General features: G+C 72.6%; 25 protein-coding genes and 3 pseudogenes. 16 read left to right on the top strand and 12 right to left on the bottom strand.

Annotated features, from left to right (window positions below):
- Window positions 1-104 precede the first annotated feature (104 nt).
- A complete protein-coding gene (locus ACZ4O3_RS12045; RefSeq protein WP_467722186.1) occupies window positions 105-1,460 on the top strand; it encodes a TerD family protein in 1,356 nt (451 codons plus the stop codon).
- A gap of 17 nt (window positions 1,461-1,477) precedes the next feature.
- On the opposite strand, the gene ACZ4O3_RS12040 is transcribed toward ACZ4O3_RS12045, so the two are convergent.
- Complete coding sequence (locus ACZ4O3_RS12040) at window positions 1,478-2,671, bottom strand: glycosyltransferase (protein ID WP_467722065.1); 1,194 nt, start codon at window positions 2,669-2,671, stop codon at window positions 1,478-1,480.
- Between the two features lie 39 nt (window positions 2,672-2,710).
- Here ACZ4O3_RS12040 and ACZ4O3_RS12035 point away from each other — a divergent pair, with 39 nt between their 5' ends.
- Window positions 2,711-3,502: a glutamate racemase gene (locus ACZ4O3_RS12035; protein ID WP_362731953.1), complete on the top strand. Its 792-nt coding sequence runs from the start codon at window positions 2,711-2,713 to the stop codon at window positions 3,500-3,502.
- Window positions 3,503-3,591: 89 nt separating this feature from the next.
- Window positions 3,592-4,149 (top strand): hypothetical protein, encoded by a 558-nt coding sequence (locus ACZ4O3_RS12030; RefSeq protein ID WP_362731955.1) that lies wholly within the window; start codon window positions 3,592-3,594, stop codon window positions 4,147-4,149.
- Window positions 4,150-4,219: 70 nt separating this feature from the next.
- Here the strand turns inward: ACZ4O3_RS12030 and ACZ4O3_RS12025 are convergent, their stop codons facing one another.
- Complete coding sequence (locus tag ACZ4O3_RS12025) at window positions 4,220-5,248, bottom strand: O-antigen ligase family protein (protein WP_467722064.1); 1,029 nt, start codon at window positions 5,246-5,248, stop codon at window positions 4,220-4,222.
- Between the two features lie 184 nt (window positions 5,249-5,432).
- Between ACZ4O3_RS12025 and lnt the strand changes: the two genes are divergently transcribed.
- Together lnt and ACZ4O3_RS12015 are read left to right on the top strand one after the other, a co-directional pair.
- The gene (lnt, locus tag ACZ4O3_RS12020) at window positions 5,433-7,046 is read left to right on the top strand and encodes an apolipoprotein N-acyltransferase (protein ID WP_467722063.1); all 1,614 of its coding nucleotides are present in this window, start codon (window positions 5,433-5,435) and stop codon (window positions 7,044-7,046) included.
- Window positions 7,047-7,112: 66 nt separating this feature from the next.
- Window positions 7,113-7,592, top strand: coding sequence for an NUDIX hydrolase (locus tag ACZ4O3_RS12015; RefSeq protein WP_362730294.1), 480 nt, complete (start codon window positions 7,113-7,115; stop codon window positions 7,590-7,592).
- A 41-nt stretch (window positions 7,593-7,633) separates the two neighbouring features.
- Here the strand turns inward: ACZ4O3_RS12015 and ACZ4O3_RS12010 are convergent, their stop codons facing one another.
- A complete protein-coding gene (locus tag ACZ4O3_RS12010; RefSeq protein ID WP_467722062.1) occupies window positions 7,634-8,263 on the bottom strand; it encodes an NB-ARC domain-containing protein in 630 nt (209 codons plus the stop codon).
- 511 nt (window positions 8,264-8,774) lie between these two features.
- The gene (locus ACZ4O3_RS12005; RefSeq protein ID WP_467722185.1) at window positions 8,775-11,807 is read right to left on the bottom strand and encodes a glycine--tRNA ligase; all 3,033 of its coding nucleotides are present in this window, start codon (window positions 11,805-11,807) and stop codon (window positions 8,775-8,777) included.
- A gap of 835 nt (window positions 11,808-12,642) precedes the next feature.
- Here ACZ4O3_RS12005 and ACZ4O3_RS12000 point away from each other — a divergent pair.
- Window positions 12,643-12,876 (top strand): annotated as a pseudogene (locus ACZ4O3_RS12000) (hypothetical protein); the annotation flags it as partial.
- Window positions 12,877-12,916: 40 nt separating this feature from the next.
- Window positions 12,917-13,804 (top strand): LLM class flavin-dependent oxidoreductase, encoded by an 888-nt coding sequence (locus tag ACZ4O3_RS11995; RefSeq protein ID WP_467722061.1) that lies wholly within the window; start codon window positions 12,917-12,919, stop codon window positions 13,802-13,804.
- Here the strand turns inward: ACZ4O3_RS11995 and ACZ4O3_RS11990 are convergent.
- Entirely contained in the window at window positions 13,728-14,117 is a 390-nt protein-coding gene (locus tag ACZ4O3_RS11990) for a cold-shock protein (protein ID WP_467722060.1), read from the bottom strand. The genes ACZ4O3_RS11995 and ACZ4O3_RS11990 overlap by 77 nt on opposite strands.
- Before the next feature lie 206 nt (window positions 14,118-14,323).
- Here ACZ4O3_RS11990 and ACZ4O3_RS11985 point away from each other — a divergent pair, with 206 nt between their 5' ends.
- Window positions 14,324-15,121 carry an SAM-dependent methyltransferase gene (locus ACZ4O3_RS11985; RefSeq protein ID WP_467722059.1) on the top strand — a complete coding sequence of 266 codons (798 nt, stop codon included), beginning with the start codon at window positions 14,324-14,326 and terminating at the stop codon, window positions 15,119-15,121.
- Between the two features lie 40 nt (window positions 15,122-15,161).
- On the opposite strand, the pseudogene ACZ4O3_RS11980 reads toward ACZ4O3_RS11985, so the two are convergent.
- A pseudogene (locus tag ACZ4O3_RS11980) lies at window positions 15,162-15,613 on the bottom strand (hypothetical protein); the annotation flags it as partial.
- A pseudogene (locus tag ACZ4O3_RS11975) lies at window positions 15,599-15,796 on the bottom strand (sigma factor); the annotation flags it as partial. The pseudogenes ACZ4O3_RS11980 and ACZ4O3_RS11975, both read right to left, overlap by 15 nt.
- Before the next feature lie 237 nt (window positions 15,797-16,033).
- On the opposite strand from ACZ4O3_RS11975, the gene ACZ4O3_RS11970 reads away from it, so the two are divergent.
- The 3 genes from ACZ4O3_RS11970 to ACZ4O3_RS11960 are packed head-to-tail and all read left to right on the top strand — an operon-like array spanning window position 16,034 to window position 19,921.
- Window positions 16,034-17,422, top strand: a complete 1,389-nt coding sequence (locus ACZ4O3_RS11970) for a hypothetical protein (RefSeq protein ID WP_467722058.1) — start codon at window positions 16,034-16,036, stop codon at window positions 17,420-17,422.
- Window positions 17,423-17,465: 43 nt separating this feature from the next.
- Window positions 17,466-18,683 carry an AAA family ATPase gene (locus tag ACZ4O3_RS11965; RefSeq protein ID WP_467722057.1) on the top strand — a complete coding sequence of 406 codons (1,218 nt, stop codon included), beginning with the start codon at window positions 17,466-17,468 and terminating at the stop codon, window positions 18,681-18,683.
- Window positions 18,680-19,921: a vWA domain-containing protein gene (locus ACZ4O3_RS11960; RefSeq protein WP_467722056.1), complete on the top strand. Its 1,242-nt coding sequence runs from the start codon at window positions 18,680-18,682 to the stop codon at window positions 19,919-19,921. The genes ACZ4O3_RS11965 and ACZ4O3_RS11960 overlap by 4 nt, the downstream gene beginning before the upstream one ends.
- A gap of 22 nt (window positions 19,922-19,943) precedes the next feature.
- Here ACZ4O3_RS11960 and ACZ4O3_RS11955 read toward each other — a convergent pair whose 3' ends face one another.
- Entirely contained in the window at window positions 19,944-20,627 is a 684-nt protein-coding gene (locus ACZ4O3_RS11955) for a helix-turn-helix transcriptional regulator (RefSeq protein WP_362731564.1), read from the bottom strand.
- 152 nt (window positions 20,628-20,779) lie between these two features.
- Here ACZ4O3_RS11955 and ACZ4O3_RS11950 point away from each other — a divergent pair, with 152 nt between their 5' ends.
- Window positions 20,780-21,748, top strand: a complete 969-nt coding sequence (locus ACZ4O3_RS11950; protein WP_362731566.1) for a threo-3-hydroxy-L-aspartate ammonia-lyase — start codon at window positions 20,780-20,782, stop codon at window positions 21,746-21,748.
- Window positions 21,749-21,791: 43 nt separating this feature from the next.
- On the opposite strand, the gene ACZ4O3_RS11945 is transcribed toward ACZ4O3_RS11950, so the two are convergent.
- Both ACZ4O3_RS11945 and ACZ4O3_RS11940 read right to left on the bottom strand, forming a co-directional pair.
- The gene (locus tag ACZ4O3_RS11945) at window positions 21,792-22,190 is read right to left on the bottom strand and encodes an SCO5389 family protein (protein WP_384991822.1); all 399 of its coding nucleotides are present in this window, start codon (window positions 22,188-22,190) and stop codon (window positions 21,792-21,794) included.
- A gap of 107 nt (window positions 22,191-22,297) precedes the next feature.
- The gene (locus tag ACZ4O3_RS11940; RefSeq protein WP_467722055.1) at window positions 22,298-23,257 is read right to left on the bottom strand and encodes an ATP-binding protein; all 960 of its coding nucleotides are present in this window, start codon (window positions 23,255-23,257) and stop codon (window positions 22,298-22,300) included.
- Window positions 23,258-23,467: 210 nt separating this feature from the next.
- Between ACZ4O3_RS11940 and ACZ4O3_RS11935 the strand changes: the two genes are divergently transcribed.
- The 4 genes from ACZ4O3_RS11935 to ACZ4O3_RS11920 all read left to right on the top strand — a co-directional run bounded on the left by ACZ4O3_RS11935 (window position 23,468) and on the right by ACZ4O3_RS11920 (window position 25,985).
- Window positions 23,468-23,869, top strand: coding sequence for an SseB family protein (locus tag ACZ4O3_RS11935; RefSeq protein ID WP_362720461.1), 402 nt, complete (start codon window positions 23,468-23,470; stop codon window positions 23,867-23,869).
- A gap of 49 nt (window positions 23,870-23,918) precedes the next feature.
- A complete protein-coding gene (locus ACZ4O3_RS11930; RefSeq protein ID WP_362720464.1) occupies window positions 23,919-25,034 on the top strand; it encodes a hypothetical protein in 1,116 nt (371 codons plus the stop codon).
- A gap of 61 nt (window positions 25,035-25,095) precedes the next feature.
- On the top strand, window positions 25,096-25,623 hold the full coding sequence (locus ACZ4O3_RS11925) for an MBL fold metallo-hydrolase (protein WP_467722054.1): 528 nt from the start codon (window positions 25,096-25,098) through the stop codon (window positions 25,621-25,623).
- A gap of 173 nt (window positions 25,624-25,796) precedes the next feature.
- Complete coding sequence (locus tag ACZ4O3_RS11920) at window positions 25,797-25,985, top strand: hypothetical protein (protein WP_467722053.1); 189 nt, start codon at window positions 25,797-25,799, stop codon at window positions 25,983-25,985.
- Here ACZ4O3_RS11920 and ACZ4O3_RS11915 read toward each other — a convergent pair.
- Window positions 25,982-26,383 carry a MarR family winged helix-turn-helix transcriptional regulator gene (locus ACZ4O3_RS11915; RefSeq protein WP_384991811.1) on the bottom strand — a complete coding sequence of 134 codons (402 nt, stop codon included), beginning with the start codon at window positions 26,381-26,383 and terminating at the stop codon, window positions 25,982-25,984. The two genes, ACZ4O3_RS11920 and ACZ4O3_RS11915, sit on opposite strands and share 4 nt — an antisense overlap.
- A gap of 122 nt (window positions 26,384-26,505) precedes the next feature.
- Window positions 26,506-26,856, bottom strand: a complete 351-nt coding sequence (locus tag ACZ4O3_RS11910) for a VOC family protein (protein WP_362720469.1) — start codon at window positions 26,854-26,856, stop codon at window positions 26,506-26,508.
- Between the last annotated feature and the right edge of the window lie 50 nt (window positions 26,857-26,906).

Below are 26,906 nucleotides of genomic sequence, written 5' to 3'. Positions count from 1 at the left end.
TCATGGGCCTTGGCCGTACCCCGGAATAGGTTGTGCGGGTAGGGATGACCTGGGACCGCCGGGCAGGCCCGGCATGCCGACACGTGATGGGGGCGGACATGACAATGTCGAAAGGATCCAATACACCGGTGCCGGCCACGGCACTGCGTGTCGAATTGGGCTGGGGCTCGGGTCCCGGTGTGCCCGACACGGACGCCTCGGCGCTGCTGCTGGTCGCCGGAAAAGTGCGCTCCGACGGTGACTTCGTCTTCTACAACCAGCCCGCGCACGCCTCCGGGGCGGTCCGTCACGAGGGCAAACGCCACTCCGGCGGCCAGGTCGCCGACACCCTTTTCGTCGACCTCGCGCGCGTGGAGGCGCCGGTCGAGAAGATCGTTCTCGCGGCCTCCGCCGACGGCGGGACATTCGGCCAGGTCCCCGGTCTCTACATCGAGGTCCGGGACGCGGCGGACGGGAAGACAGTCGCCCGGTTCGACAGTACCGGCGCCACGGTGGAAACCGCTTTCGTCCTCGGTGAGTTGTACCGGCGCCAGGGCGGCTGGAAATTCCGGGCCGTGGGACAGGGCTACAGCAGCGGGCTCGAAGGGCTCGCCACCGACTTCGGGATCACGGTGGACGAACCACAGCACCCGGCGTCGCCGCCCGCGCCGCAGGCCGCCCCGGCGGACCAGCCCACGGTGACCACCGCGCCCCTCACCGCCCCGGCGCCCCCACCGCCCGGCGGCCTCCCCTTCCCGCAGCACCCGGCGCCGACGACGGGCGGCCTGCCGGTCCCGCAGTACCCGGCGCCCACCACCGGCGGCCTGCCCGTCCCGCCGCCCCCGCCGCCCGCACCCGTGCGCCTGTCCAAGGTGACGCTCACCAAGGCCACGCCCTCCGTCTCGCTGGCCAAGCAGGGCGGCACCTCCGGCTCACTGCGCGTCAACCTCAACTGGCAGGTCCGCGCACAGTCGCCGGGCCGGGGCGGTCGGCAGGGCGGCGCCGGCCTAGATCTCGACCTGTGCGCCCTGTACGAACTCGCCGACGGCCGCAAGGGCGTCGTCCAGGCGCTGGGCAACGCCTTCGGCTCGCTCGGCAGGCCGCCGTACATCCATCTCGACGGCGACGACCGCACCGGCGCCGTCGCGAGCGGGGAGAACCTCACCGTCAACCTCGACCACCGGCAGGACTTCCGGCGCATCCTGGTCTTCGTCACGATCTACCAGGGCGCCAGGTCCTTCGCCGACCTGCACGCCACCGTCACCCTCCAGCCCCAGCACGGCGCGCCGATCGACTTCTCCCTGGACGAGTGCACGGTCCCCTCGACCGTGTGCGCGCTCGCCCTGCTCACCAACACCGGGGGCGACCTCGTCGTACAGCGTGAGGCGCGCTATCTGGTCCCGGACCGCGGGGTGAGCCCGCAGCGGACCGTCGACCGCGCCTACGGCTGGGGCATGAACTGGACACCCGGCCGCAAGTAGCCCCGCGCGGACGCGGGTCAGCCCTCGTCGGCCACTGCGTCCGGACGTGCGTACGTACGGCCCTTCCAGGCCGCCCCGCGCCCGCGGTAGTGCTGTACCGCCGAGTCGACCGTCATCAGGAGATAGAGGAACGCGGTGAACGGCAGCAGGGGAGCGAGCCACGGCGGCTGACGGTAGTAGCGGAGCATCGGCAGGTACGTCGCGGTCATCACCAGCCAGGCCGCCGCACCGAGGAGCGCCGCCGCCGCGCTGCCGGTGACCGCTCCCGTCAGCACCGCGGCCGGGGGCAGCAGGTACACCAGCGCGAGACCCGCGACCGTACCGAGGAGCACCAGAGGGTTGTGCCGAAGCTGCGCGTACGCGCTCCGGGAGACCATCCGCCACAGGTCGTGCAGGCGCGGATACGGCCGCACGCTGTCCACCCGGTCCGCCAGCCCCAGCCAGATGTGCCCTCCGGACCCCTTCACCGCGCGGGCGAGGGCCACGTCGTCGATCACGGCGTGGCGGATGGCGTCCGGGATCCGCGCCCTCTCCGCCGCGTCGGCGCGGAGCAGCACACAGCCGCCCGCCGCGGCCGCCGTACGCGACCCCTGCCGGCCGATCCGGCGGAACGGGTACAGCTGGGCGAAGAAGTAGACGAAGGCGGGGACCACGAGCCGCTCCCACAGGCTCTCCACCCGCAGCCGGGCCATCTGCGAGACCACGTCGAAACCCCCGGTTCGCGCGGCCGCCACCAGCAGCCGCAGACTGTCCGGCTCGTGGGCGATGTCCGCGTCCGTCAGGAGCAGGTACTCGGGGCCACGCGCGCGTGCCAGCGCGATGCCGTGCCGCACCGCCCACAGCTTGCCCGTCCAGCCCGCCGGCGGCTCGCCGGGCGAGACCACGCTCAGCGGCAGCCCGCCGTGGCGCACGGCCAGTTCCCGGGCCAGTTCCCCGGTGCCGTCCGTACTGCCGTCGTCCACCAGGAACACCTCGGCCCGCCCCGGGTAGTCCTGGGCCAGCAGCGAGGGCAGACTCAGGGGCAGGACGGCCGCCTCGTCCCGGGCCGGCACCACCACGCACACGTCCGGCCACCGACCGGGACGGCCCCGGGGCGGCAGCCGGACGTCGGTGCGCCAGAAGAAGCCCTGGCAGAGCAGCAGCCACAGCCAGGCGGCGAGGGATACGGCGGCGATCCACACGATGGCGCTCACCCGCGCAGTCTGCCCCATGCGATCTGCCCCCAACGGCCCATCGTCTATCGTGGCCGGGTGAAGATCGCGCTCATCGACTCCGGCATCGGCCTGCTGGCGGCCACCGCAGCGGTACGGCGGCTGCGCCCCGACGCGGATCTCGTCCTCTCCTTCGACCCCGAGGGCATGCCCTGGGGGCCCCGCACCCCCGAGGGCGTCACCGAGCGTGCCCTGGCCGTCGCCGAGGCGGCCGCCGCCCGCCGTCCCGACGCACTGATCATCGGCTGCAACACGGCGACCGTGCACTCCCTGCCCGCGCTGCGCGCCCGCCTGGAACCCGGGATCCCCGTCATCGGCACCGTCCCGGCGATCAAGCCGGCCGCGGCCGGCGGTGGCCCCGTCGCGATCTGGGCCACCCCCGCGACCACCGGCAGCCCGTACCAGCGGGGCCTCATCGAGTCCTTCGCCGACGGCGTGCCGGTCACCGAGGTGCCGTGCTGGGGCCTGGCCGAGGCCGTCGAGCACGCCGACCAGGCGGGCGTCGAGGCCGCAGTGAGCGCCGCCGCCGCGCTCACCCCGGACGACGTGAGGACCGTGGTCCTGGGCTGCACCCATTACGAACTCCTGGCGGAACGTATCCGCGCCGCCGTGCAGCCCCCCGGTGCCGCACCCCTCGTCCTGCACGGCTCCGCCGGAGCCGTGGCCGCGCAGGCGCTGCGCCGCATCGGCGCGCAGCCCGACCCCGGTGCCCCGGCCACCGGCACGGTGACCGTGCTGCTCAACGGCCGCGAGGGCGAACTCCCGGAGACCGCGCTCGGCTACGCCGAGGCACGCCTGCTGCGGACGGCCAGCCCCGCCACGTCCCCGTGAGCCCTTCGGGTCCCCGGATACCGCCGATGTGAGCAGTCACCGTCCGCGACGCGGTACCCGCGCAGCGAAACCTGAGTAATCTCATAGGCATGAGGGACCACTCCCACGACCGCTCCCCGGACGAGGACGCCTCACCCCCGGATGTCTGGACGGGGCGCGCCACCAACCGGGTCCAGTGGCTGATGGCCCTGGTCGGCGCGGCCTGCCTGGCGCTCGGCGTCGAACTGGCCGTGGAATCGGCCTGGACCTCGGGGATCGCACCGCTGGTGATGTCGGTAGTGGGCTGCATCGCCGCCGGACTGCTGGTCCTCTTCGGCACCCTGGCCTTCGTGCACGTCGATCTGAAGCTCGACGAGGAGTGCCTCGAAGTCCGGTGCGGTCATATAGGAGTACCGCGTCGGCGTATTCCGCTCTCCCATGTGGTCGGCGCCGACTTCACCCCGCAGATCACACCGCGTCACTGGGGCGGCTGGGGCTACCGCTGGCGGCCCGAGAAGGGCACTGCCGTCGTCGTCCGTCGTGGCGAGGGCATCGTGCTGCGCCTGTGGGACGGCCACACCTTCACGATCACCGTGGACAACGCGGAGTCGGCGGTCCGGGTGATCAGGGAACGCCTGCGGACGGTCACACCCGGCGCCGCGCACTGAGGCAGCCGACGGGATGGTGGGGCGGACACGGGTGCGCGCCACAGGGACGTCGGCGTCCGCTCCGCGCGTCTCAACTCCGCGGGAGACCCGCCGGCCACGGCCGGGCCGTCGCCAGGCCCGCCAGCAGGCCGGCGCCCGCCGACACCGCCGTGAAGCTCAGGGCGTCACCGACCGCGGCGACCACGGCCAGTGCGGTGAGGGCCGCGCCCGCCGTGAGCACGACAGGTGTGCGGCGGGCCGAGCGCCACAGGGCGTAGAGGATCCAGCAGAACGCGGCGCTTAGCAGCAGGACACCGACCAGACCTTGTTCGGCGGCCTGCTGGAGCGGTGCAGAGTGCGGCCGGCCGTCGGGCAGCACGGTCGCGGACGAGGCGCCGCTCAGCTCGCCGAACCGCCCTGGGCCGACGCCCAGGGCGCTGTTGCGGCGGGCGAGGTGCAGCGCGTCCCGCCACAGCTGGACGCGGCGTTCGGTGAGGGGGCCCGTCAGGGCGGCGGTGAGGCCGGCGGGCAGGGCGTTGGCGGCGACCGCCCAGACCGTGCCGGCCACCAGCGCGGCCGTCAGGGCCAGCCCCGCGAGGCCCGCGCCCCGACGGCTCATCCGGCCCGCCGCCAGGGAACTCAGGAGTACGGCCGCACTGGCGGCGCACCCCACCGCCGAGCCCACGGCCGCCCCGGTCACCGCGATCCCGGCGGCCAGGGTCCGCAGTCCGAACCGCAGCGCCGGAACCGGCGTCGCCCAGGCGGCGCAGCACATGCAGCCCGCGGCCAGGACCAGCAGCGCGGCGACGGCACCGGCCTGGCCGAGCGGCGTGGTGAACCGAGAGCCCGTGGCGACCTGCGGCATCGCCACCGCCGACGCCAAACCGGCCAGCGCTCCGGCGCAGGGCGCGGCCACCGGCCACAGCGACCCCGACATCCGGCCCGCGGCGTAACCCGCGGCCACGGCCAGCACCGCCAGCAGTACGCCCTCGGGCCGTCCGTCCCGACCGGCCGCGGAGAGCAGCGGCCACACGGCACACGCCCCCAGCACCATGACGCCGACCGCATCAGAAACGTTTCGTCTGTCGCTGTCCGCATCCGTTCCGGCAGCGGACGTCATCCCGGTCGACCCCACCGTCGCCCCCCGTACCCGGTCCCCCGACCTGTGGCAGGCCCCGCCGCCCGCCTCGGCTCACCGTAACTGGTGATGCCCGCTTTGTGGATGACTTGAGCAGGAACGGTGTGGTTCCTGCATGCCGAGACCGCGCTGTCGGCCCCCAAGGCCGCCGCCGTACACTCCCGGAGTGACCGCCACCGCAACTTCCGTCGACCAGTCGGACCAGCTCACGCCCCGCCTCGCGCCCCGCGCCCGCGGCTTGCGACTGCTGCTCCGTCCGGTCCCGGCCGCCGCCGCCGCGCTCAGCGGAGTGCTGCTGTACGTCAGCTTCCCGCCGCGCACGCTGTGGTGGCTGGCCCTGCCCGCCTTCGCCGGCTTCGGGTGGGTGCTGCGCGGCCGCTCCTGGAAGGCGGCCCTCGGCCTCGGCTACCTCTTCGGCCTCGGCTTCCTGCTGCCCCTGCTGGTGTGGACCGGCGTCGAGGTCGGCCCCGGGCCGTGGCTCGCGCTGGTCGCGATCGAGGCGATCTTCGTCGCCCTGGTGGGGGTCGGCGTCGCCGCCGTGTCCAGGCTGCCGGCCTGGCCGGTGTGGGCGGCCGCCGTGTGGATCGCCGGTGAGGCGGCACGCGCGCGCGTGCCGTTCAGCGGCTTTCCCTGGGGCAAGATCGCCTTCGGTCAGGCGGACGGCGTCTTCCTGCCGCTGGCCGCGGTGGGCGGAACCCCTGTGCTGGGCTTCGCGGTCGTGCTGTGCGGGTTCGGCCTGTACGAGGCGGTGCGCCTGGCCGTCGAGGGGCGCCGGAGCCGGGAGATCCGGCGCGGGGCGGCGGCCGCGGCCCTGCTGAGTGTGGCCGTCCCCGTGGCCGGCGCGGTCGCCGCGCGCACACTGGTGAGCGACAAGGCGGAGAACGGCTCCGTCACCGTCGCGGTCATCCAGGGCAACGTGCCCCGCGCGGGCCTCGACTTCGCCTCCCAGCGCCAGGCCGTGCTCGACTACCACGTCAAGGAGACGCTCAAGCTCGCCGCCGACGTCAAGGCCGGCAAGACCGCCAGGCCGGACTTCGTGCTGTGGCCGGAGAACTCCTCCGACGTCGACCCGTTCGCCGACGCCGACGCGGCCGCCGTGATCGACAGGGCCGCCGTGGCCATGGGTGTGCCCATCTCGGTCGGCGGGGTCGTCGAACGGGACGGCAAGCTCCTGAACGAGCAGATCCTGTGGGACCCGGTCAAGGGCCCGACGGCGACGTACGACAAGCGGCAGATCCAGCCCTTCGGCGAGTACCTCCCGTTGCGCGGTCTGGTCGGCGCCGTCAACAAGGACTGGACCAGCATGGTCCGGCAGGACTTCAGCCGGGGTACCAGGCCCGGTGTGTTCGACATCGACGGCACCAAGGTCGGCCTCGCCACCTGCTACGAGGCCGCCTTCGACTGGGACGTGCGGGACACCGTCACGCACGGCGCCGAGATGATCTCGGTGCCGAGCAACAACGCCACGTTCGACCGCAGCGAGATGACCTACCAGCAACTCGCCATGTCCCGGATCCGAGCGGTCGAGCACAGCCGGACCGTCACCGTGCCGGTGACCAGCGGCGTCAGCGCGGTCATCATGCCGGACGGGAAGATCACCCAGAGGACCGGCATGTTCGTGCCCGCCTACCTGGTCCAGAAGGTGCCGCTGCGGACCTCCCAGACCCCCGCGACCAAGCTCGGCATCCTGCCCGAGATCGCGTTGGTGCTGGTCGCGGCGGGTGGGCTCGGCTGGGCGATCGGCTCGGGGCTGCGCTCCCGGCGCGCCGGTGACGCGTAGCCGTACACCCGCCGTACGCCCCGTGGCTTCGGCCGGCCGGGGGAACCGGGCGGTTAGGGTCGGCGCATGGCCACTCCTGACTTCATCCACACGATCCGGGCCTCCGCCGGCCACCAGCTGCTGTGGCTGCCCGGGATCACCGCCATCGTCTTCGACGACGAGGGCAGAGTGCTCCTGGGCCGCCGTACCGACACCCGCAAGTGGTCGGTCATCGGCGGTATCCCGGATCCCGGTGAGCAGCCCGCGGCCTGTGCCGTGCGGGAGGTCTTCGAGGAGACGGCGGTGCGGTGCGTCGCCGAGCGGGTGGTCCTCGTCCAGGCGCTGAACCCCGTCACCTACCCCAACGACGATGTCTGCCAGTACATGGACATCACCTTCCGCTGCCGGGCCGTCGGCGGCGAGGCCCGCGTCAACGACGACGAGTCGCTGGAGGTGGCCTGGTTCGACGTGGACGCCCTGCCGGAGCTGAACGAGTTCGGTGTCTTCCGTATCAAGCAGGCCATGTCGGATGCACCCACATGGTTCGACGCTACGGCTTTCAGCTGAAGTATGTGCGCTGACCATATGTGGTCATGGGGGAGGGCCGCCTAGGGTCGGATCACGAGTTCGTCCAGCGCCCTTCCCGGCCTCCCCGCGTCCGCCCTCGATCTGCGCGGCCGGGTCGCTCTGGTCACCGGTGCCGCCGGCGGCACCGGTCGCGCCTGCGCGCTGCGCCTCGCGGCCGCCGGCAGCCGTTCCTGCCCGATGACCGTGCCGAGCAGCGAGAGGGCCTCGTCGGGCCTGAAGGTGTCTATGCTCAGCTGTTTGGAGACCGGCAGGCCGAAGAGACGGGACCTGCCGGTGATGATGACTGCGCAGCCGACCGATCCGGGCACCAGGTCCAGGACCTGCGACGCGTCACGTGCGTTGTCCAGGACGATCAGCACCCTGCGCCCGTCCAGCATCGAACGGAAGAGTTTGCAGCGGTCCTCGAGGGCGTCGGGTATGTCCTCGGCCGCGACGCCCAGCGACAGGAGGAACCCCGTCAGGACTCCGGCGGGCTCGGCGGGGTTGTCGTCCGCTCCCCGCAGATCGGCGTAGAGCTGCCCGTCCGGGTAGGCGTGACGGACACCGTGGGCCGTGAACAGGGCCAGTGAGGTCTTCCCGATCCCGCCCATCCCGGCGATCGCCACGACGGTCGGCGATCGCCGACCGGGTGTCGTCAGCAGGGTATGCATGTCGCTGACGGCGTCGTTGCGACCGGCGAAGTCGGGCAGCAGCGGCGCCGGAGCTGGGGTGGACCGAGGTGCAGTTCGGTGTCGCCCCGGTAGGCACGGACCGCCCCGAGAACGGCGAAGATCAGTTCTTCCGTCACCTCGCCAAGGCCCTCCTTGCCCGACCATTCCGAACGCCGTCGTCGCCATCATGGTCACGAACTCGCCGTGGGGATCGGTTCACGCCTGGATCGATCGCCTGTGCGCTGAGGTGGCAAGCCGACCGCGGTCGGCGAGCAACCAGCCCATCAGTCAGGCCGGTTCATCCTCGAAAACGTGTATACGACCTGGCGCCGCCGGGATCGGGGGCCGGGGACACCGGCTTTGGGGGAGGACATGCGAACGGCCGGCACGTGCTCGTCGTGCCGGCCGGGATGCCGTGGACACCGCTCTGGCCGCGTGACCGGTGACCAGACACATGAGCGGGTGCCCGTACGGGCACCCGCTCATGAACCGTCAGTGGCGGCCGGACTTCTCAGACCAGGGATTCCCAGTCGACGATGCCCTCCGCGAGGTCGCGCACTCCGGCGAGCAGACCCAGCCTGTTGGCCCGGACCGCGGGGTCCTCGGCCATCACCAGGACGTTGTCGAAGAAGATGTTCACCGCGTCGACCAGTTCGCCCGTCTCCGCGTTGAACCGGACGAGTGAGGTCTCCCCGTCGAGGACCTGCCGGCACTTGGCCAACGCGGCGTGCAGAGCCTGCTCGGCGGGCTCATGGAGCTGCTCCGGGTCGTACACCGCCTCCAGGCCGGCTGGCACGATGCGACGAACCCGCTGGAACGCTGCGAGAACGGTGGCGAACCGGTCGTCACCCTGCAGACCCTCCAGCTCCTCCAGGGTGCGCGTGGCCAGCCGCGGCGAGTCGCCGCGCACCAGTACCGCGCGGACATCGGTGGTGGAGTGCCCGAACTCGATCAGCTGCTGCTCGAAGCGGCGCAGCACGAACTGGGCCGCGTCCTCCAGATGCTGCTGCCCGACCGCGACGGCCTGATGCTCCGCTGCGACGGCCAGCGCCTGGCCGAGCCTGATCGCGGACAGGTCGCTCCTGCTGAGGAGGATGTTGACCACGCCCAGCGCGGAGCGGCGCAGCCCGAACGCGTCCGAGCTGCCCGTGGGTTCGGCCCCGATCGCGAAGAGACCGACCAGCAGGTCGAGCCGGTCCGCCAGCGCCAGCAGGGCCCCCGGCAGGGTCTCGGGCAGCGCGTCGCCGGCGAAGCGCGGCAGTTCGTTCTCGTAGAGGGCCTGCGCCACCGCCTGGCTCTCGCCCGCGCGCACGGCGTACTCGCGCGCCATGATGCCCGCCAGGCTGGACAGTTCGGTGACCATCTGGGAGCCGAGGTCGAACTTGGTCAGGGCCGCGGCCCGTTCCAGGACGTCGTGGTCCGTGCCGGACAGGCCGACGATCTTCGCCAGCCGGCGGGCGATGGCCGAGATGCGGTCGGCGCGGTCCGCCATGGAGCCGAGCCGCTCCTCGAACGTGAGGAGGTGCGTCTTCTGCCTCATCTCGCTCAGCGGGGTCTCCAGGTCCGCCTTCCAGAAGAAGGAGGCGTCCTCGTACCGGGCCCGCAGCACCGCCTCGTTGCCGTGGCGGACGACGTCGTGGTCGCACCTTCCGTTGGCCACCGCGACGAAGTGGGGCAGCATGCTGCCGCCGCCGTCCACCACGGGAAGGTAGCGCTGGTGCTTGCGCATGACGGTGACGAGGATGTCCGCGGGCAGCGTGAGGTACTTCGGGTCGAAGTTCCCGAGGATCGGGGTGGGGGACTCGACCAGGTTGGTGATCTCGTCGATCAGCGCGCTGTACTGCTCCGTCTGGATATGTCCGCCCACGGCCTCGGCCAGTCGCGCCGCGCCGTCCACCACCAGGCGCCGCCGCTCCGCGGCGTCCGCGAGGATTCCGTGCTCCTTCAGAAAGGGCAGGTACCCGTCGGCCGTCGGCACCTCCGCGGTGGGCGGCACCGCGTCACGGTGCACCTGCGTCGTACGCCCCGACGTCAGGCTGGACACCGTGAAAGGGACGACCCGCTCTCCCAGCAGAGCCATGATCCAGCGGATCGGACGGGTGAAGGACAGCCGCGGGGCGTTCCACCGCATGTTCTTCTCGGAGCGGAGTCCGGTCACGACCTCCGAGAGAAGAGCGGAGAGGACCTCCTCGGCCGAGCGCCCGACCACCTGCCGGGTGAGCGCGACGTGCTCGTTGGCGCCGACGGTGACACGGCCGAGATCGGCCGGTTCGGCGCCGTTGCTCCTGGCGAAACCGATGGCCGCCTTGGTGGGGTTTCCCTCCGCGTCGAACGCCGCCGAGACCCGGGGCCCGCGCACGGTCTGTTCGTAGTCGGCCTCGCGGGGTTCCACGCCGAGGACGGTGGCCACCACGCGTCGGGGGCCGGCGTCGACCCTGATCTCACCGTGTCCCAGCCGGGTGGCCCCCAGTTTCTCCGTCAGCGCGGTGCGCACCGCCTGCGAGGTCCGGGTGACCTCCGCCGGCGGCATCTCCTCCACGCCGATCTCCACCACGAGGGTGGCCGGCCCCGGCCCGGCCGGCGGGGTCACCGTGTCCTGCGCGGCCACGGCGGGCTCGGCGGCCGCCGCCCGGTCCGGGGCCCCGCCCAGGGCGGCGCCGGCCGGGGCGGAGTCGTCGCTGGACACGCGACCGAGGGGGAAGCCGAGTTCCTCGCGGCGCGCCACCCACAACTCGGCGACCTCGTGGGCCAGTCCGCGCATCCGGGCGAAGGAACGCGCCCGCTCCGTGGTGGAGATGGCGCCCCGCGCGTCGAGCACGTTGAACGCGTGCGAGCACTTGAGGACGAAGGAGTACGCGGGTACGGGAAGTCGCGCGTCGAGCATGCGGCGTGCCTCGCCCGCATAGGCCTCGAAAAGGCTCCGCTGGGTCTCCAGGTCGGCCTCGTCGAGATAGTAGCGGCTCATCTCGTACTCGGCCTGGCCGAACGCCTCGCCGTAGGTGACACCCGGCGCGTACTTGAGGTCCTTGAAGTGATTGACGCCCTGAAGCGCCATCAGGATGCGTTCCATGCCGTAGGTGATCTCGACGGACACCGGGTCGAGGGTTATGCCGCCCGCCTGCTGAAAGTATGTGAACTGGGTGATCTCCAGACCATCGAGCCATACTTCCCAGCCGAGCCCCCAGGCGCCCAGCGCCGGGGATGCCCAGTTGTCCTCGACGAAGCGAATGTCATGTGCCGCCGTGTCGATGCCCAGGGCCTGGAGACTGCCCAGGAAAAGCTCCTGCGCGTTTCCGGGCTCGGGCTTGAGGATGACCTGGTACTGCGTGTGGGTCTGCAGCCGATTCGGGTTCTCACCGTAACGTGAGTCGTCGGGCCGGACGCTCGGCTCCACGTATGCGACACGCCACGGCTCCGGTCCCTGGACCCGCAGGAACGTAGCCGGGTTCAGCGTGCCCGCACCCACCTCGGTGTTCATGGGCTGAACGACCAGACACCCGTGTTCGGTCCAGTACTTGTTCAGCACCAGCAGTGCTTCTTGCATCGTCAACACCGAGATCATTCCTCCACGGGTACCGCGCATGCTCAGAGCATCTCCCGGCTGACGCTCAGGAGACCATGGCCTGCGGGAGTCTACCAATCAGGGCGTTTCCGCTTGGCATCCCCGATGGCCAACGGGCGCCACGTCCGGGCCAATGGCGGCCGGCCGGGCGGACCGGTCGACGTTCCCCCGAGTGGCGGAGAGCTGTCGGCGGCCGTCGCCGCGGGCCCGTCGTCCTCGGCCGTGTCCCACCGCCGGACGCGCGCGTGCCCGGCGGCCGAACAGGGCGCACAACTCGAAGATCTAGGGAGTCCACTAGCCTTTCCGGGCCGCCGTTCTGGCAGCCGATTTTCATGCCACCACGAGTGTGGACGTTTATGTGGCTCCTTTCCCTTCCTTCTGGCCCATGCTATTCAGTTCGCGGTGCCGAGGGGCGGGAATTCTTACTCGGCGTAGATCGAGCATAATGCTCTCGGCAGGTGGTTCGGTGCCTGTAGTGGATTTCGTCCGGGCACCGCTTTCGGTGATTTCTTGGTGTGGCTCGACACCTTTCTCTGGTTACAGAATCCGATCCACGGATGCGAAGAGGCCTCATTCGAAAGAGAGAAGTCATGGAAAACTTCGACGACATCGGCATTTCCGACCTGTCGGAAGAGGAGCTGGACGACATCGTCGGCGGCCAGTTCGGGGTTTCCCTCACCTGCGTCATCTGACGATCTGAGATCCGCGGTCCGTCCGCCGAAGGGGCCTGCGCTTCTTCGGCGGACGGATTGACGGTTCGCGTCCGGACGTCCTGTCGCGGGCGGACAGGCCAGCGACTCACAACGGGAAGGGGCTCATGCCTGGCGATTCGCGTTGCAACGCCGAGGCGCTCGAACACCATCGCAGGAGCGACGGCCTGGGACCGGTTTTCGGCGACGCTCCTGCCGTGACCCGGCCCAGGGGAGCGGCCGAGCGGATCACCGCGGTCCGCGAGCGGTTCGGGCGACGCACACGCGGAGCGCGGTTGCAGGTCTGCTTCCAAACCCAGGTCAGCGACTGCGGTCCCGCCGCTCTCGTGACCGTGCTGCGCCACCACGGCGTGGACGTGTCCCCCGACGAGATCCGCGCGCGTGCGGGTTCCGGACGCAAGGCTGACCACCGCCATGGTCAGCCGGCACACCGAACGGCTGAAGTTCCTGGTCGCCTTCCGGCCCGGCTTCGTCTCGCCCACGCTCGCCGCGCAGATGGCGTCCACGTTCCAGCGGCAGACCGGGGGACGGCTGCTGCTCAACGTGGTGACCGGGGGCGAGAGCCATGAGCAGCGGGCCTACGGCGACTTCCTCGACAAGGACGCGCGGTTTCGCCGTACCGGCGAATTCCTCGAAGTGGTGCGGCAGTTGTGGGAGGGCAGGACCGTCGACCTGGCGGGCGAGCACCTGCGGGTCGAGGACGCGCGGCTGGCCCGGGTGCCGGACCCGGTTCCCGAGGTCTACTTCGGAGGGTCCTCGCCGGTCGCCGGGGAGGTCGTGGCCCGGCACGTGGACGTGTACCTGACCTGGGGCGAGCCGCCCACACAGGTCGCCGAAAAGATCGCGTGGATCCGCGGGCCGGCGGCGGAGCAGGGGCGCACCCTGCGGTTCGGGATCCGGCTGCACGTCATCACCCGGGACACCTCGGAGCAGGCCTGGGCGGAGGCCAACCGGCTGCTCGACGGGTTCGACCCGGAGACGGTGCGGTCGGTGCAGGCCGGGCTCGCGCGCAGTGAGTCCGCGATCCAGCGGCGGATGCCGGCGCTGCACGGCGGCCGACGGGACGCGCTGGAGATCCATCCCAACCTCTGGGCCGGCGTCGGCCTGGTGCGCGGCGGCGCGGGCACCGCTCTGGTGCGGCGTCGGCGGTGCTGGTGCCGCCGGTCACGGCACACTGCCAGGCGTGGGTGGGTCAGCCCTCGATCCAGCCGTGGTTCTTGGCGAACTGGGCCAGTGCGCCGCGGACGCGCACGATCTCCTCGGCGGTGAGCGTGGGTGCCGACGCCAGCAGCGTCTCGGTGACCTCGCGGGTGAACTCGTCCGCGCTCAGCAGATCGCAGAGCGAGTCGTCGTCCGGGCCCGGCGTGCGGACGTCGGCTCCCCGGGCGAGCCGGACGCCGGACGCCTTCGGCCCGCGCTCGCCGCTCTCGATCTCGAACTCCACGGCCACGCCCGGGCGGACGTAGGACTCCGGCATCTGCATGTCGTTCACATGCAGGAAGACGTCCTCTCCGCCACCGTCCGGAGCGATGAACCCGTACCCGCGCGTGCTGTCGAACCGCACCACACGACCAGTAACCATGTGAAACCCCCAACCAAACTCGGGCAACCTGCCCGGACACCTGGGCCAGATGGTAGCCAGGGCGGTCCGTGGCAGGCGACTTCGGCCACCGGCCCACGCGGGTCCCTAGCCAGAACTCGGTACACGCACACCGAAGTTGATGTGGAAAGCTGTCGCCAGCCGTCGGTGTGCCAAGGGGGGCCGGGCGGTCATCGAGAGGAGCGCACGTGACGCAGGACGGTAATCGCCCCGTGGAGATCGACACCAGCAAGCCGCATCCCGCGCGGATCTACGACTACCTGCTGGGCGGCAAGGACAACTACGAGGTGGACCGCAAGGCCGGTAACCAACTCGCCGCCGTCGCGCCCGAGGTGTGGATCTCGGTACGGGCCAACCGCGGCTTTCTGCGGCGCGCCGTCCGGCACGTCGTCGACAGCGGGGTCCGCCAGATCCTGGACGTCGGCACCGGCCTGCCCACCTCGCCGAACGTGCACGAGGTCGCCCAGGAGGCCGCCGCGGACGTCCGTGTGGCCTACGTCGACAACGACCCGATCGTGAAGGCGCACGCCGACGCGCTGCTCAACCGGGCCGGCACCACCAGCATCGTCCTCGCCGACCTGCGCGACCCGAAGTCCGTGGTGGAGCACCCCGAGGTCCGCCGGATCATCGACTTCGACCAGCCCGTCGCCCTGTTCCTCGTCGCCATCCTGCACTTCATCCGCGACGCGGAGGAGCCGGAGCGGATCGTGGCCACCCTGCGCGACGCGCTCCCGGCCGGAAGCTTCCTGGTGCTCTCGCACGCCACGGACGACTTCGCCGAACGCAGCGAGGCCCAGGCCGTCTACAACAACGCGACGGCCAGTATGAACCTGCGGACCCGAGCCCGGGTCGAGCAGTTCTTCGACGGGTTCGAACTGGTCGAACCCGGTCTGGTCCAGGTCCCGTTCTGGCGTCCGGACACCACCCCGCCGGACGGCTCCCAGGAGATCGGCTTCTACGGCGGCGTGGCCGTCAAGAAGGGCTGAGCCGTTGCCAGGAGGTCTCCGGCGGTCCGCCGGACACCCCTCAGGGCACCCCGAGTTCGAACAGCGCTACCCCGCGTACGATCCGGAGGCCAGTGCGGCCACGCTCAGCACGAGACACAGGCAGGGCAGGGCGACCCGGCGCAGCGCGACCGCGAGCGGGACGAACAGCGGGAAGGCGGGCGGCAGATAGCGTGAGACGTTCGCGAAGTACTGCTGACTGCCGAGCACCAGCACCAGGGTGAGCACCGTGTGCACGACCAGCACCGCCGGCGGTCGCAGCCGGAACAGCAGTGGCAGCAGCGCGAGGTCGAGCAGCACGACACCGGCCCCGATGACGTCCGCGAACGGGAGCGAGAACAGATAGTCGAAGCGGCCCACGGCAACGGACGTCAGGACGTCCAGGGTCTGCCTGCCGTAGTCGAACTCGTGCCCCCACGCATCCGACTGGAGCCTGAAGTAGCCGCCCCAGTCGCCCATCCGCTCGCCCCACCAACGGCGCCGTGCCGAGCGCGCGGCGGCGCGCGCCAGCACCCTGCGGACGTACGCCTCCGGCGCCTCGTCGGCGATCTTCGGCCAGACGAACCACAGCTTGACCAAGGACTCCTGCAACAGGTCCTCGGCCCGATGCCGGTCGCCACCGGTGAGCAGACGGGCCAGATGGAACAACCCCGCCAGCGGGCCGGGCCTGCTCCGTTCCCTCGGTTCCCACGGTCCCCGCTCTCCCCGGCTGCCTACACCTGGGAGAAGGCCCGGGGAGCGGCGGAACGCTGCACCCGGGCGGGGTGATCCCCGTCACGTGCGGAGCGCGGCACAATTGCGTGGCGGACCGCTGCGGCGCCGCCGTATGCTCCCGGCGATGACCACTGAATCTGTGCACAGATGGGGGGTCCCGTCCACGCAAGGTGAGTGCTGATGGCCACTCACCCCATGGACGAGGACACCCGGCTGCTCCTCTGGCGGCGGGTACGCGAGTTCGCCGTACCGCCCGCCATGATCGAAACCGCGACCGCCCGGCGCACGGCCGGGGACTGGGCGGGGGCGTGCGCCGCCGCCGGCTTCGACGTCGACCTCGACCTGCGTGTCCTGGCCCGCACCCGGGGCCGGGACCTCATGGAACGGGTCCGTGCCGATCTGCGGCGGCTCGCCCCCGACCTGCTGCGCTGGCATCTGCCGAGAATCGCGCCCGACGGGCTGCTGCGGCCCGGGCTGACCATGCCGCTCGCCCACTACGGCGCCGGGCCGGGATCCGTGCGCCTCGTGGCCCGGACCCCGCCGGCCTGGGCGGACGCCGGGCAGCGGATCAGCCTCGCGCTGTGGGACGGGGACCCGGTCGGGCCCGCCGCCCGGGGGCATCCGCATCCGCGCCCCAGCCGCCGGTTCCGCTTCGACCTGCACCGCCATCTGTGGGACGCGGACAGCGCCGACGACCTGCGGATCCGGTCCCGCGGCGACCGGGGGACCGGCGGCGAAGGGGCGTTCACGGACCTCGCCGGCGCACCGCGCACCCGGTCCGGCGCGGGTGCGGTCCCGCAGTCGTGCGCCACGGGCCGGTGGGCGGAGGAGGCGCGCATCCTGCTGCGCGCCGAGGGACGGGACAGCGGAACCGTCGCCGTGCACCTGCGCGGACGGCAGCGGCTCGCCCTGCACCTCGCGGCCGACGGGACGATGGCCGCGGGGTGCGACGGGGACACCGGGGGGCTGCCCGTCCTGCCCGACGCGGCGACCTGGACCCTTCCCGACCTGGAGCTGCTGGACGCCGGGCTGATCGACGCCGGGCGGCTGCATCCGCTGGTCGCGGCCGCGCTCGTCCCCGGACACGCGCCGGCCGGGCGGGACCCGCACCCGGATTTGGGCGGGCAGCCGCGCCTCGTGGAGTGCCGGGGCGCCCGCCACCGCATCGGCCTGGTCGACGGGGTGCTGTCGCCGCTGGACCACGACCCGGCCGAACTGCGGCGCGAGGAACTGCTGGTGGCGCTCGGCGGCCCGCCGCTGCCCTGCCTGCGGATCATCGACGAGGCGCACCGCCGCCCGGACTGCCTCACCGGTGTACGCGAACGCCTCGACCACGGGGACATCGCCGGCGCGCTCGCCGTCGTGGAAGGACTGCTGGGGCCCCAGGCGGTCCTGCGCGACGGCCCGTTGAAGGACGAACTGGAGTCGGCCGCACGCCGGCGCGTCGTCTACGGCCTCTACCGGGCGGGCCTCGCCGGACCCGGTATCGGCCCCGTCCGGACCCGGGAACGGCCGCGACCGCGGTCCCGCGACCCACGCCTGGGACCCCGCCCCGCCGGCCGGCGCTGACCCACGCTCACTCGCTCATCCCCCAACCCAAAGGTGATCACCCATGCCCCTGCGCGTTTCCGCCCAACTCGACGTTGCCGACGACCTGTTGAAGCTGCTAGGCGACTCCGCCACGGAACTGCGGCCCGACACCCAGCTGGAGGCGCTCACCCTCGCCGTCGCGGCCGACCTGCCCGTCCTCCTGTGGGGCGAACCCGGCATCGGCAAGACCGCCGCCCTGACCCAGCTGGCCGACTCCCTGGACCTGCCGCTGACCACGGTGATCGCCAGCGTCCACGAGCCGTCGGACTTCTCCGGGCTGCCCGTCGTAGGAGACGACCCCGCCGTCCAGGGCGTCCCGATGGCGCCGCCGGACTGGGCGGTACGGCTGGTGCGGGCCGGCCGCGGCCTGCTCTTCCTCGACGAGCTGTCCACCGCGCCGCCGGCGGTGCAGGCCGCCCTGCTCCGGCTCGTCCTGGAACGACGGGTCGGCGCCCTGCGACTCCCGCCCGGGGTACGGATCGTAGCGGCGGCCAACCCGCGGTCCTCGGCGGCCGACGGCTGGGAGCTGAGTCCGCCGCTGGCCAACCGGTTCGTGCACCTGCAGTGGGCCCACGACCACGAGGTCGTGGTGCGCGGGCTCGGCGGCACCTGGCCCCGGGCGACGCTGCCCCGGCTCGACCCGGGAAAGCTTCCCGCCGCCGTGGACTTCGCCCGCCGCGCGGTGTGCGGGCTGCTCGCCACCCGCCCCACGCTCGTCCACCGGCTGCCCAGCGGCGAGATGCGCAGGGGCGGCGCCTGGCCGTCGCCCCGCAGCTGGGACATGACCGTGACGCTGGTCGCCTTCGCGCACGCCGCCGGCTCCTCCCGGGACGTGCTCTCCCTGCTGGTGCGGGGCACGGTCGGAGACGGTCCGGGGCTTGAACTGCTCGCGAGCGTGGACCGGTTGGAGCTCCCGGACCCCGAGACCCTGCTCGCCGACCCGGGCGCGGCCGAGCTGCCCGAGCGCGGCGATCTGCGCCAGGCCGTGCTCGACGGCGTGGTCGCCGCCGTGCGCGAGCGGCCCGACCGGGCCCGCTGGGACGCGGCCTGGGAGCTGCTGGTCCGCGCGCTGGACACCGGTGCCCCGGACCTGGTGGTGGTGCCCGCCGCCGGCCTCGCCGCTCTCCGTCGGGAGGACTGGGACGTGCCGGAGGCCGTCGAACGCCTCGCCGGGGCCGTCTCCGTGTCCCGCCGGGCCGACCGGGCCGCCCAGCGCGTAGCCGCGAAGGCCGGACGATGAGCGCCGAACCGGCCGGGACCCTGGACCTGGAGAAGCTGTACGCCGCCCGGCTGCAGGCCGCCCGGGCCCGGCCCTACCTGGCCACCGCGCTGTTCGCCCTGCACGTGGTGGAGTCCCGGCAGGTGCCGACCATGGCCGTCGATCCCCACTGGCGGTGCTACGTCTCGCCCGCGTTCGTGGACCGGATGCCGGTGCAGGACCTGGCGGGCGTCTGGGTGCACGAGGTGTCGCACCTGCTGCGCGACCACCACGGGCGCAGCGACCGGGTCGCCCGGCAGCGCGGGCTGGCCGGGGCCGGCGAGCGGTTGCGGATGAACATCGCGGCGGACCTGGAGATCAACGACGACGCCTACGGCGACGGACTGGCCCGGCCCCAGGGTGCCGTCCGGCCACGGAACCTGAGGCTGGCCGAGGGCCTGCTGATGGAGGACTACCTGCGGCAGTTCCGGCTGGGACCCCTGACCCGGGACCTCACCTGGCTGGACTGCGGCAGCGGCGCCGACGGCGGCGAACGCGCCTGGGACCTCGGGCCGGACGGCGCGAACGGCCTCAGCGAGCAGGAGCGGGACGGGGTGCGGTTCCGGGTGGCGCAGGCCATCACCGGGCGCCCGGGCAGCACCCCGGACGGCTGGCGCCGCTGGGCGGAGGAGGCCTTCCAGCCGCCGCAGCCGTGGCGGGAGCTGCTGGGCGCGGCCGTCCGCTCGGCGACCTCCGCCGCGGGCACCGGCGACGACTACGACTACGGCCGCCCGTCTCGCCGTTCGGCGAGCGTGCCCGGGGTGGTGCTGCCCAGCCTGCGCCGCCGGCCGCCCCGGGTCTCGGTCGTCATCGACACCTCGGCCTCGGTCAGCGACGCCGAACTGGGCGGCGCGCTGCTGGAGGTGGCCGCCATCGCCCGCGCCGTCGGCGGCCGCCGGGACCTGGTGAGCGTGGTCTCCTGCGACGCGGCCGCGCGGACCGCGCAACCCCTGTGCCGTGCCGAGGGGATCACGCTGGTGGGCGGCGGCGGGACAGATCTGCGCGAGGGCTTCGCCAGAGCTCTGCGGGCGCGCCCCGCCCCGGACGTCGTCGTGGCCCTGACCGACGGACAGACACCCTGGCCGCCGGCCCGGCCGCCCTGCCGGACGGTGGTCGGGCTCTTCCCCCGCACGCACAGCGGCACGCCGTACGACGAGAACGACCCCGACTACCTGCCGGACGAACCGCCCGCCTGGGCGCGGGTCGTCCACATCGGATGACACCGCTCGCGAGGGCGGCCCCTCACTCGTCCGCCCGGGTCGCCGCCAGGTAGTTGTACGCGGAGGCCCGGGAGATGCCGAGGCGCACGGCGATCTGCTGGACCGACCCGCGCACCGCGAAGACGCCCTGCCGGTCGAGGTCCCGGAAGAGGTCCAGCCGTTCCGCGCGGCTGAGCTGCGGCCACGGCCTGGTCTCGCGCAGCTGGCGGGCGTCCACGAGCGAGTCCAGTACGGCGGTGATGTCGTCGCCGAACGTCGTGGTCGGCGGCGCATCGGGCAGGGCCGCGACTCCGGCCAGGTCTCCGACCAGCGCGTGGACCTGGGTCACGGCCGTGACGTCGAGGTTCACGCACAGCGCCCCGAACGCCGTGCCGGCCGAGTCGCGCAACACCATCGTGGAGGACTTGACCAGCTTCCCGTCCCGGGTCCGGGTGAGGTAGTTCAGCTCGTCGGCCGCCGCGTCCCCGGCGGCCAGCAGCTTCATGCCGATCTCGCTCATCGACCCGCCGACCCCGCGCCCGGTGACCGACCCGGCGATGGCCACCACGGAGCGCTCGGGGCGGCGGAAGTCATGGACGACGGCCTCGCAGAAGGCGCCGAAGGTCGCCACGATCCCGTCCACGACGGGGGCCAGCGCGGCGATGATCGCGTCCTGCTCGGCCCGTGCCGCCGCCTCGCGCGCCGTGCCCGTCGGTTCCTGTGCCATCCGCCCGCCTCCGTGTCCCCTCCCGGAGCCGCCGCCCGGACCGGGTCTGGACTTCTCGTCCAGATGATAGACAATAATTCCATGCTGTCGGCGTCGAACGCCCGTGCTCGACGCCATCCGGCGCCCGGCGGCGCCCAGAACGGAGGAAGACCATGCCCGACACCCCGCCCGTGACCCTCCAGGACGTACGGGACGCGGCCGCGCGGATCAAGGGAGTGGCCCACCGCACCCCCGTGCTGCGCTCGCGCACCCTGGACGCACTGGTCGGCGCCGAGGTGTTCCTGAAGTGCGAGAACCTCCAGCGCATCGGCGCCTTCAAGTTCCGGGGTGCCTACAACGCCGTCTCCCGCCTCTCCGCGCAGCAACTGGCCAAGGGCGTCGCCGCCTACTCCTCCGGCAACCACGCCCAGGCCGTCGCTCTCGCCGCCCGCGAACTCGGCACCACCGCCGTCATCGTGATGCCCGAGGACACTCCGCGCGCCAAGCTGGAGGCGACCGCCGGGTACGGCGCGGAGATCGTGACCTACGACCGGTACACCGGCGACCGCGTCGCCATCGGCGAGGCGCTCGCGGCCGATCGCGGACTCGCCCTGGTCCCGCCGTACGAGCATCCGCACGTGATCGCGGGACAGGGCACGGCGGCTCTCGAACTCATCGAGGAGGTGGGCGAGTTGGACGCCCTGGTGGTGCCGGTCGGGGGCGGCGGGCTGATCGCGGGCAGCGCCACGGCGGCGAAGGGGGTGCTGCCCGGGATCCGGGTCGTCGGGGTGGAGCCGGAGGCCGGGGACGACACCAGGCGCTCCCTGGAGGCCGGGCACCGGGTGTCCGTCCCGGTGCCGAGGACCATCGCCGACGGCCAGGCGGCCGACATCCCCGGCGAGCTGACCTTCTCCGTCAACCGGCTTCTGGTGGACGACATCTCACTGGTGAGCGACGCCCAGATCCGGGACGCGATGCGGTTCGCCTTCGAGCGGCTGAAGACCGTCCTGGAGCCGAGCGGGGCCAGCGGACTGGCCGCGCTGCTCGCCCATCGGGTGGCGCCGCTGCCGCGCCGGATCGGGGTGGTCCTCTCCGGCGGGAACGTCGGTGCCGAGCGGTTCGCCGAGATCGTCGCCGGCTGAGCGGGCGGCCCGGCGCCGGGCCGCCCGTCCGCGCCGGTGGGGTTCAGCAGTCGCGGAACTCCGGTGACTGGTTGAGGATCTGCGAGCGTGCCGAGGTGAAGCGGGAGTGCGTCTCGCCTCCCCGCGCCTGCGGCGGGAACACCGCCACCCGGTGGCAGTTCTGGAAGGCGAGGACGACCCCGAAGTGGCGCTCCAGGCTGGACCGGATCGCGTCGGAGGACAGTGCCCGCAGCAGCTGCCCGCGCTCCCGCTCCGACGGCGGCGGGGTCTGGTTGTCGGCGAACTCGCGGCTGCCGTCGCCGTCGCGCAGTTCTGCGGCCAGATGGGCGACGAGGCGGTATGCGTACGGCAGTGACGTACGCACGGTTTCCACGAAGTCCTCCTCCCGCACCGGGCCGTTCTCGGCTTCGGCGAGCAGTTGCGGGGAGACGTCGAGCGACATGGGGCTGGATCCTGTTCTGTTCAAGGGGCGGTGCCCGAAAGGAAATCGAAAAGGGAACTGGGAGAGAACCGGGAGAGAGCCGAGAGGGAGTGAGCGGCGGCGGATCCTCAGGCGAAGGCGGGCAGGGCCGCCGGTCCGTGCCGGAACTCCGGGTCGACCTGGGCGGCCAGATCCTGGCCGGTGGCCGCGTCGGCCCAGGCGGCGGCATTGCGCAGATGGAACTCCACGGCGTGCCGCTGGAAGGCGTCCCAGTCCTTGGCCTGCGCGTCCACGGCGGCCCGCAACCGGTCCATGGCCCCGGAGTTGTGCGGCTCCAGCGCGCCGCCGCCCCGGCCCTGTTCCTGGGCACGGACGTACGACGACAGTTCGCAGTGGGCCAGCAGGTCCTCGCCCACCTGCTCGCGCAGGAAGGCGAGGTCGTCCGGGCCGGTCACCTTGTTGCCGACCACGGCGACCGGGACGCCGAACTCGGCCGCGTGGTCCCGGTACTGGCGGTACACGGACAGGCTCCTGCGGGTCGGTTCGACCACCAGGAACGTCATGTCGAAGCGGGTGAAGAGGCCGGACGCGAAGGCGTCGGCGCCGGCCGTCATGTCGACGACGACGTACTCGCCCGGCCCGTCCACCAGATGGTTGAGGTAGAGCTCCACCGCGCCGAGCTTGGAGTGGTAGCAGGCCACCCCGAGGTCGCCCTCGGTGAACGCCCCCGTGACCATCAGCGCCACCCCGTCGACCTCCTGGACGTGGTGGAGGTGCACCTCGTCGTCGCCGAGCAGGCGCAGCAGCCGTGAGCCGCGCCCGGGCGGAGTCGTCTTGACCATGGCCTCCCGGGACGCGATCCGGGGGTTCGTGCCGCGCAGGTAGTCCTTGATCGCGCCGGTCCGCGTGCTCAGCGGCGGTGCCGTGAACGGCTCGCCCTCGTCGAGGCCGAGGGCGTGGGCCAGGTGCTGGTTGATGTCGCCGTCGATCGCGACGACCGGCGCGCCGGAGCGCGCCAGCCGGCGGGCGAAGAGAGCCGACAGGGTGGTCTTGCCGCTGCCGCCCTTGCCGACGAAAGCCACACGCATCGCTGGTTACTCCTCCTTTTGAAAATGGATGTCATAATCATAGGGTGGAGAGGGGGTTGGGCGGTGTCAAATCGGAAGGGGCCGATCGGGTCACGAGGGCGGGGCCGGGAGCCCGGACGCATGCCGCGGCCCCGACCGGGTACGCGTGCCGTGGCCGCCCGGTACTCACCGGTCCCTGCGGCCAGAACCGCCACTACCTGGGGATCTGTCATGGAGACACCCGCACACGACGACTTTCCGACGCCGGCCCAGCGGGCACTCGACACGCTGGCCGTGAACGCCGAGGACCGTGACGCGCTGGACACGCTCGCCCACAGCGACGTGCTGGTCCCGGTGCCGGACGACGCGGCGGAGACGGCCGATCCCGCCATGATCGCGCTGCCCGTGCTGGAACGGCCCGAGGGCGATCCCGTCGTCCCCGTGTTCACCTCGGAGGGAGAGCTGACCGGTCTGCTGCCGACGGTCTCCCGCTACCGCCTGGTGCCGCTGGGCGCGCTCGCCCAGCAGTGGCCCGAGGACAACCTGTCGCTCGCCATCGACGGCAGCTCGGCGCACGCGCTGACGCTGACGTCCGAGGGCGTGCGCACCCTGCTGGCCCGCCCGGCGGGCTGACGCCGCCTCCCGGTCACCGGGAGGTCGCCGTGCGGGCCACAATGGCCCCATGGAATGGATCTCCGGGGTGGCCGGGGGACTGGTGCTGATCCTGGTCCTGCGCAGCATCCTGCGCACCCTCGTGGTCCCCCGGGGCCTGTACTCCGTGCTGGTGTACCGGCTTTGGTGGACCCTGCGCAGGCTGCTCTGTCTCGTCGCGCGGGGCCGCGACTACAGGGCGATCGACCGGGCGGAGACCTGGCTCGCCCCGCTGATGCTGGTCGGCATGCTCGCCGCCTGGCTGGGCGGGGCGTTCCTCGGCTTCGGCATGCTCCTGTACGCGTTCTCCCCGCTCTCCTGGGGCACCGCCTTCCGGGAGGCCGGGTCCAGCCTGTTCACCCTCGGGTTCGCCAGCGGCGACCGGCTGCGGCTGTCCGCGCTCGACTTCGTCGCCGCCGCCACCGGTCCCGTCGTCATCGCCCTGCAGATCGCCTACCTCCCCACGCTGTACGCCGCCTACAACCGCCGGGAACTGGAGGTCACCCTCCTGCAGTCCCGGGCCGGCGAGCCCGCCTGGGGCCCGGAGATCCTGGCCCGGCAGTGGCTGGTGGACACCGAGGTCGCGCTGCCCCAGCTCTACCGGGACTGGGAGCGGCTGGCCGCGGACATGGGAGAGAGCCACGCCACCTACCCGGTGCTGCTGGCGTTCCGCTCGCCGCGCCCCTACCGCAGCTGGCTGGTGGGGCTGATCGCCGTCATGGACGCGGCCGCCCTGCAGCTCGCGCTCGCCCCGCGTACCGCCCCCGCCGAGGCCCGCCTGGTGCTCCGCGCCGGCTTCACCGCGCTGCGCGACATCGCCGTCTCGGTACGTGGCACCTTCGACGCCGACCCGCCCCCCGACGCCCCGATCGACCTGACGTTCGGCGAATTCGAGGCGGCCGTGGCCATGTTGGAGAAGACCGGCTTTCGCGCGGAACGCGGCCCCGAGGAGGCCTGGCCGCACTTCCACGGCTGGCGGGTCAACTACGAGGCCGTCGCCTACGAACTGTGCCGCCGGTGCGACGCCGTACCGGCGCTGTGGACCGGCAGGCGCGACTTCCCGTCGGAACCGATCCCGCCGATGCGCCCGGTGGACCGGCAGCCTCCCGAAGGACAGCCGGAAGTTCATCCCGGCGGCCACGGATAGCGCGGCCCGTCCTGAGGGAAGATCCCAGCAGGGGCCGGGAGACCGAGAGGGGCGGATCGTCGTGAGGGTCGTCCTGCCGGGCACCGCCGCCGGTGGCGGATACCCGCAGTGGAACTGCGCCTGCGCGCCGTGCGCGGCCGCCCGGGACGGCAAGCTGCCGTCCCGTACCCAGGAGTGCGCCGCCCTGACCGGCAACGGCCGGGACTGGTGGCTGCTCAACGCCTCCCCGGACATCCGCGCCCAGCTCACCGCCACCGCGATGCTCTGGCCGGGCCCGGGTCCCCGGGAGACCCCGGTGCGCGGTGTGCTGCTCACCGACGGCGAGGCCGACCATGTCACCGGTCTGACCGTGCTGCGCGGGGCGCCGGACCTGAAGGTGTACGCGGCCCCGCCGGTGCGGACGGTGCTGGCCCCGGCCCGCGGGGCCCTCGACGGCTACGCTCCCTGGGAGTGGGCGGACAGCCTGGCCGACGGCGGGTTCGTGCTGTCCGGCGGCCTGGTGGTGACCGCGCATCCGGTGAGCGCCAAGGCCCCGAAGTGCGTACCGGCCGGACCCGCCGCGGCCGACGGCCGCTGGGTCACGGCGTAGCGGGTCGAGGACCTGGCCACCGGGGGAGTCCTGCTCTACGCACCCTGTGTCGGCGCCTGGAGCGACACGCTCGACCAGCTGTGTGCGGAGGCCGACTGCGTCCTGCTGGACGGCACCGTCTTCACCGCGGACGAGATGGGCACCGCGGTACGCTCCGGCCCGGGCAGGCCGCCATGGGCCACCTCCCCGTCTCCGGCCCGCACGGGAGCCTCGCCGCCCTGGCCCGGCACCCCCGCGCCCGCCGGATCTACACCCACCTGAACGACACGGACCCCCTGGTCGACTCGGCCTCCCGGGCCCGCGCCCAGGTCGCCGAGGAGGGCATCGAGGTACTTCCGGACGGCATCGAGTCCGCGCTCTAGCCGCCGGCCGGACCCTCCAGCGTCCGCTGCAGCGCGGCCCGCTGCAGCGGCCTCACCTCGGCGTGCACGGCGCGGCCCTTCTCGGTGAGCGCCACCCACACGCCCCGCCGGTCCTCGACGCACACCGACCGCTCCACCAGGCCGTCCTTCTCCAGCCGTCCGATCAGCCGGGACAGGGCGCTCTGGCTGAGATGGACCTGCCCCACCAGGTTCTGCACCCGGCAGTGGTCGCCCTCGTCGGGCGATCCGACGGCCAGCCGGTCGAGCACCTCGAAGTCGCTCGCGCCCAGCCCGTGCGGGTGCAGCACCCGGTCGATCTCGCACATCGTGCGCGCGTGCACCGACAGGATGTCCCGCCAGCGCTCCTCCAGCCGCGACTCGGCCGTTGTGACTGCCATACCCGCACCGTAGCACCGATCCGGTCAATCATTGAGTGTGCAACTAGTGCGGATGCAAGCAGTCGTGGCGGGGGGCGCCGAACGAACTCGCCTGACCGCCGTACCAAGGGGCGGCAGGCCGGTCAGGCCACCGGGTCCTGGAGCAGACCCACCATGTTCCCGTCGGCGTCCTTCACCGAGGCGACCAGCCGGCCGTTGCCGACGTCCCGGGCGTCCTGGACCAGCTCCGCACCCGCCGCGAGCAGCGCCGCGAGCCGCTCCCGCAGATCGGTGACATGCCAGAACGGCGTCGGCCCGGTCAGGCCCTGGGCGTGCCCGTTCGGGTCCAGACCGACGTCCTGCCCGGCCGCCTTGAACCCGATGTAGTACGGCTCGTCGGCATACGGCTCGACATCGAGCAGCGCGCCGAACAGGGCCTTGGCCCGCTCCGCGTCCTTCACGGGGTAGATGATCGTCTGGATGCCTGCGGTCATGGTCTTCTCGCTCCTCGTGCGTGGCGGCCCGGCACGGTTCGTCCGGTGGA

It is taken from the genome of Streptomyces sp. NPDC026515 (assembly GCF_055567595.1).
The sequence above is the reverse complement of the archived record's forward strand: the minus strand, read 5'-3'. Positions and strand labels throughout refer to the sequence as shown.

What these genes read in the sequence shown, in the direction of transcription:
- ACZ4O3_RS11930 (WP_362720464.1), top strand. Translation starts at nt 23,919, where the DNA reads ATGGAATGGATCTCCGGGGTGGCCGGGGGACTGGTGCTGATCCTGGTC.
- ACZ4O3_RS11945 (WP_384991822.1), bottom strand. Translation starts at nt 22,190, where the DNA reads ATGTCGCTCGACGTCTCCCCGCAACTGCTCGCCGAAGCCGAGAACGGC.
- ACZ4O3_RS11940 (WP_467722055.1), bottom strand. Translation starts at nt 23,257, where the DNA reads ATGCGTGTGGCTTTCGTCGGCAAGGGCGGCAGCGGCAAGACCACCCTG.
- ACZ4O3_RS11970 (WP_467722058.1), top strand. Translation starts at nt 16,034, where the DNA reads ATGGCCACTCACCCCATGGACGAGGACACCCGGCTGCTCCTCTGGCGG.
- ACZ4O3_RS11990 (WP_467722060.1), bottom strand. Translation starts at nt 14,117, where the DNA reads ATGGTTACTGGTCGTGTGGTGCGGTTCGACAGCACGCGCGGGTACGGG.
- ACZ4O3_RS12040 (WP_467722065.1), bottom strand. Translation starts at nt 2,671, where the DNA reads ATGGGGCAGACTGCGCGGGTGAGCGCCATCGTGTGGATCGCCGCCGTA.
- ACZ4O3_RS11910 (WP_362720469.1), bottom strand. Translation starts at nt 26,856, where the DNA reads ATGACCGCAGGCATCCAGACGATCATCTACCCCGTGAAGGACGCGGAG.
- ACZ4O3_RS12030 (WP_362731955.1), top strand. Translation starts at nt 3,592, where the DNA reads ATGAGGGACCACTCCCACGACCGCTCCCCGGACGAGGACGCCTCACCC.
- ACZ4O3_RS11920 (WP_467722053.1), top strand. Translation starts at nt 25,797, where the DNA reads ATGGGCCACCTCCCCGTCTCCGGCCCGCACGGGAGCCTCGCCGCCCTG.
- ACZ4O3_RS12015 (WP_362730294.1), top strand. Translation starts at nt 7,113, where the DNA reads ATGGCCACTCCTGACTTCATCCACACGATCCGGGCCTCCGCCGGCCAC.
- ACZ4O3_RS11950 (WP_362731566.1), top strand. Translation starts at nt 20,780, where the DNA reads ATGCCCGACACCCCGCCCGTGACCCTCCAGGACGTACGGGACGCGGCC.
- ACZ4O3_RS12045 (WP_467722186.1), top strand. Translation starts at nt 105, where the DNA reads ATGTCGAAAGGATCCAATACACCGGTGCCGGCCACGGCACTGCGTGTC.
- ACZ4O3_RS12010 (WP_467722062.1), bottom strand. Translation starts at nt 8,263, where the DNA reads ATGCATACCCTGCTGACGACACCCGGTCGGCGATCGCCGACCGTCGTG.
- ACZ4O3_RS11935 (WP_362720461.1), top strand. Translation starts at nt 23,468, where the DNA reads ATGGAGACACCCGCACACGACGACTTTCCGACGCCGGCCCAGCGGGCA.
- ACZ4O3_RS11955 (WP_362731564.1), bottom strand. Translation starts at nt 20,627, where the DNA reads ATGGCACAGGAACCGACGGGCACGGCGCGCGAGGCGGCGGCACGGGCC.
- ACZ4O3_RS11965 (WP_467722057.1), top strand. Translation starts at nt 17,466, where the DNA reads ATGCCCCTGCGCGTTTCCGCCCAACTCGACGTTGCCGACGACCTGTTG.
- ACZ4O3_RS11960 (WP_467722056.1), top strand. Translation starts at nt 18,680, where the DNA reads ATGAGCGCCGAACCGGCCGGGACCCTGGACCTGGAGAAGCTGTACGCC.
- ACZ4O3_RS12005 (WP_467722185.1), bottom strand. Translation starts at nt 11,807, where the DNA reads ATGCAAGAAGCACTGCTGGTGCTGAACAAGTACTGGACCGAACACGGG.
- ACZ4O3_RS12025 (WP_467722064.1), bottom strand. Translation starts at nt 5,248, where the DNA reads ATGACGTCCGCTGCCGGAACGGATGCGGACAGCGACAGACGAAACGTT.
- ACZ4O3_RS11915 (WP_384991811.1), bottom strand. Translation starts at nt 26,383, where the DNA reads ATGGCAGTCACAACGGCCGAGTCGCGGCTGGAGGAGCGCTGGCGGGAC.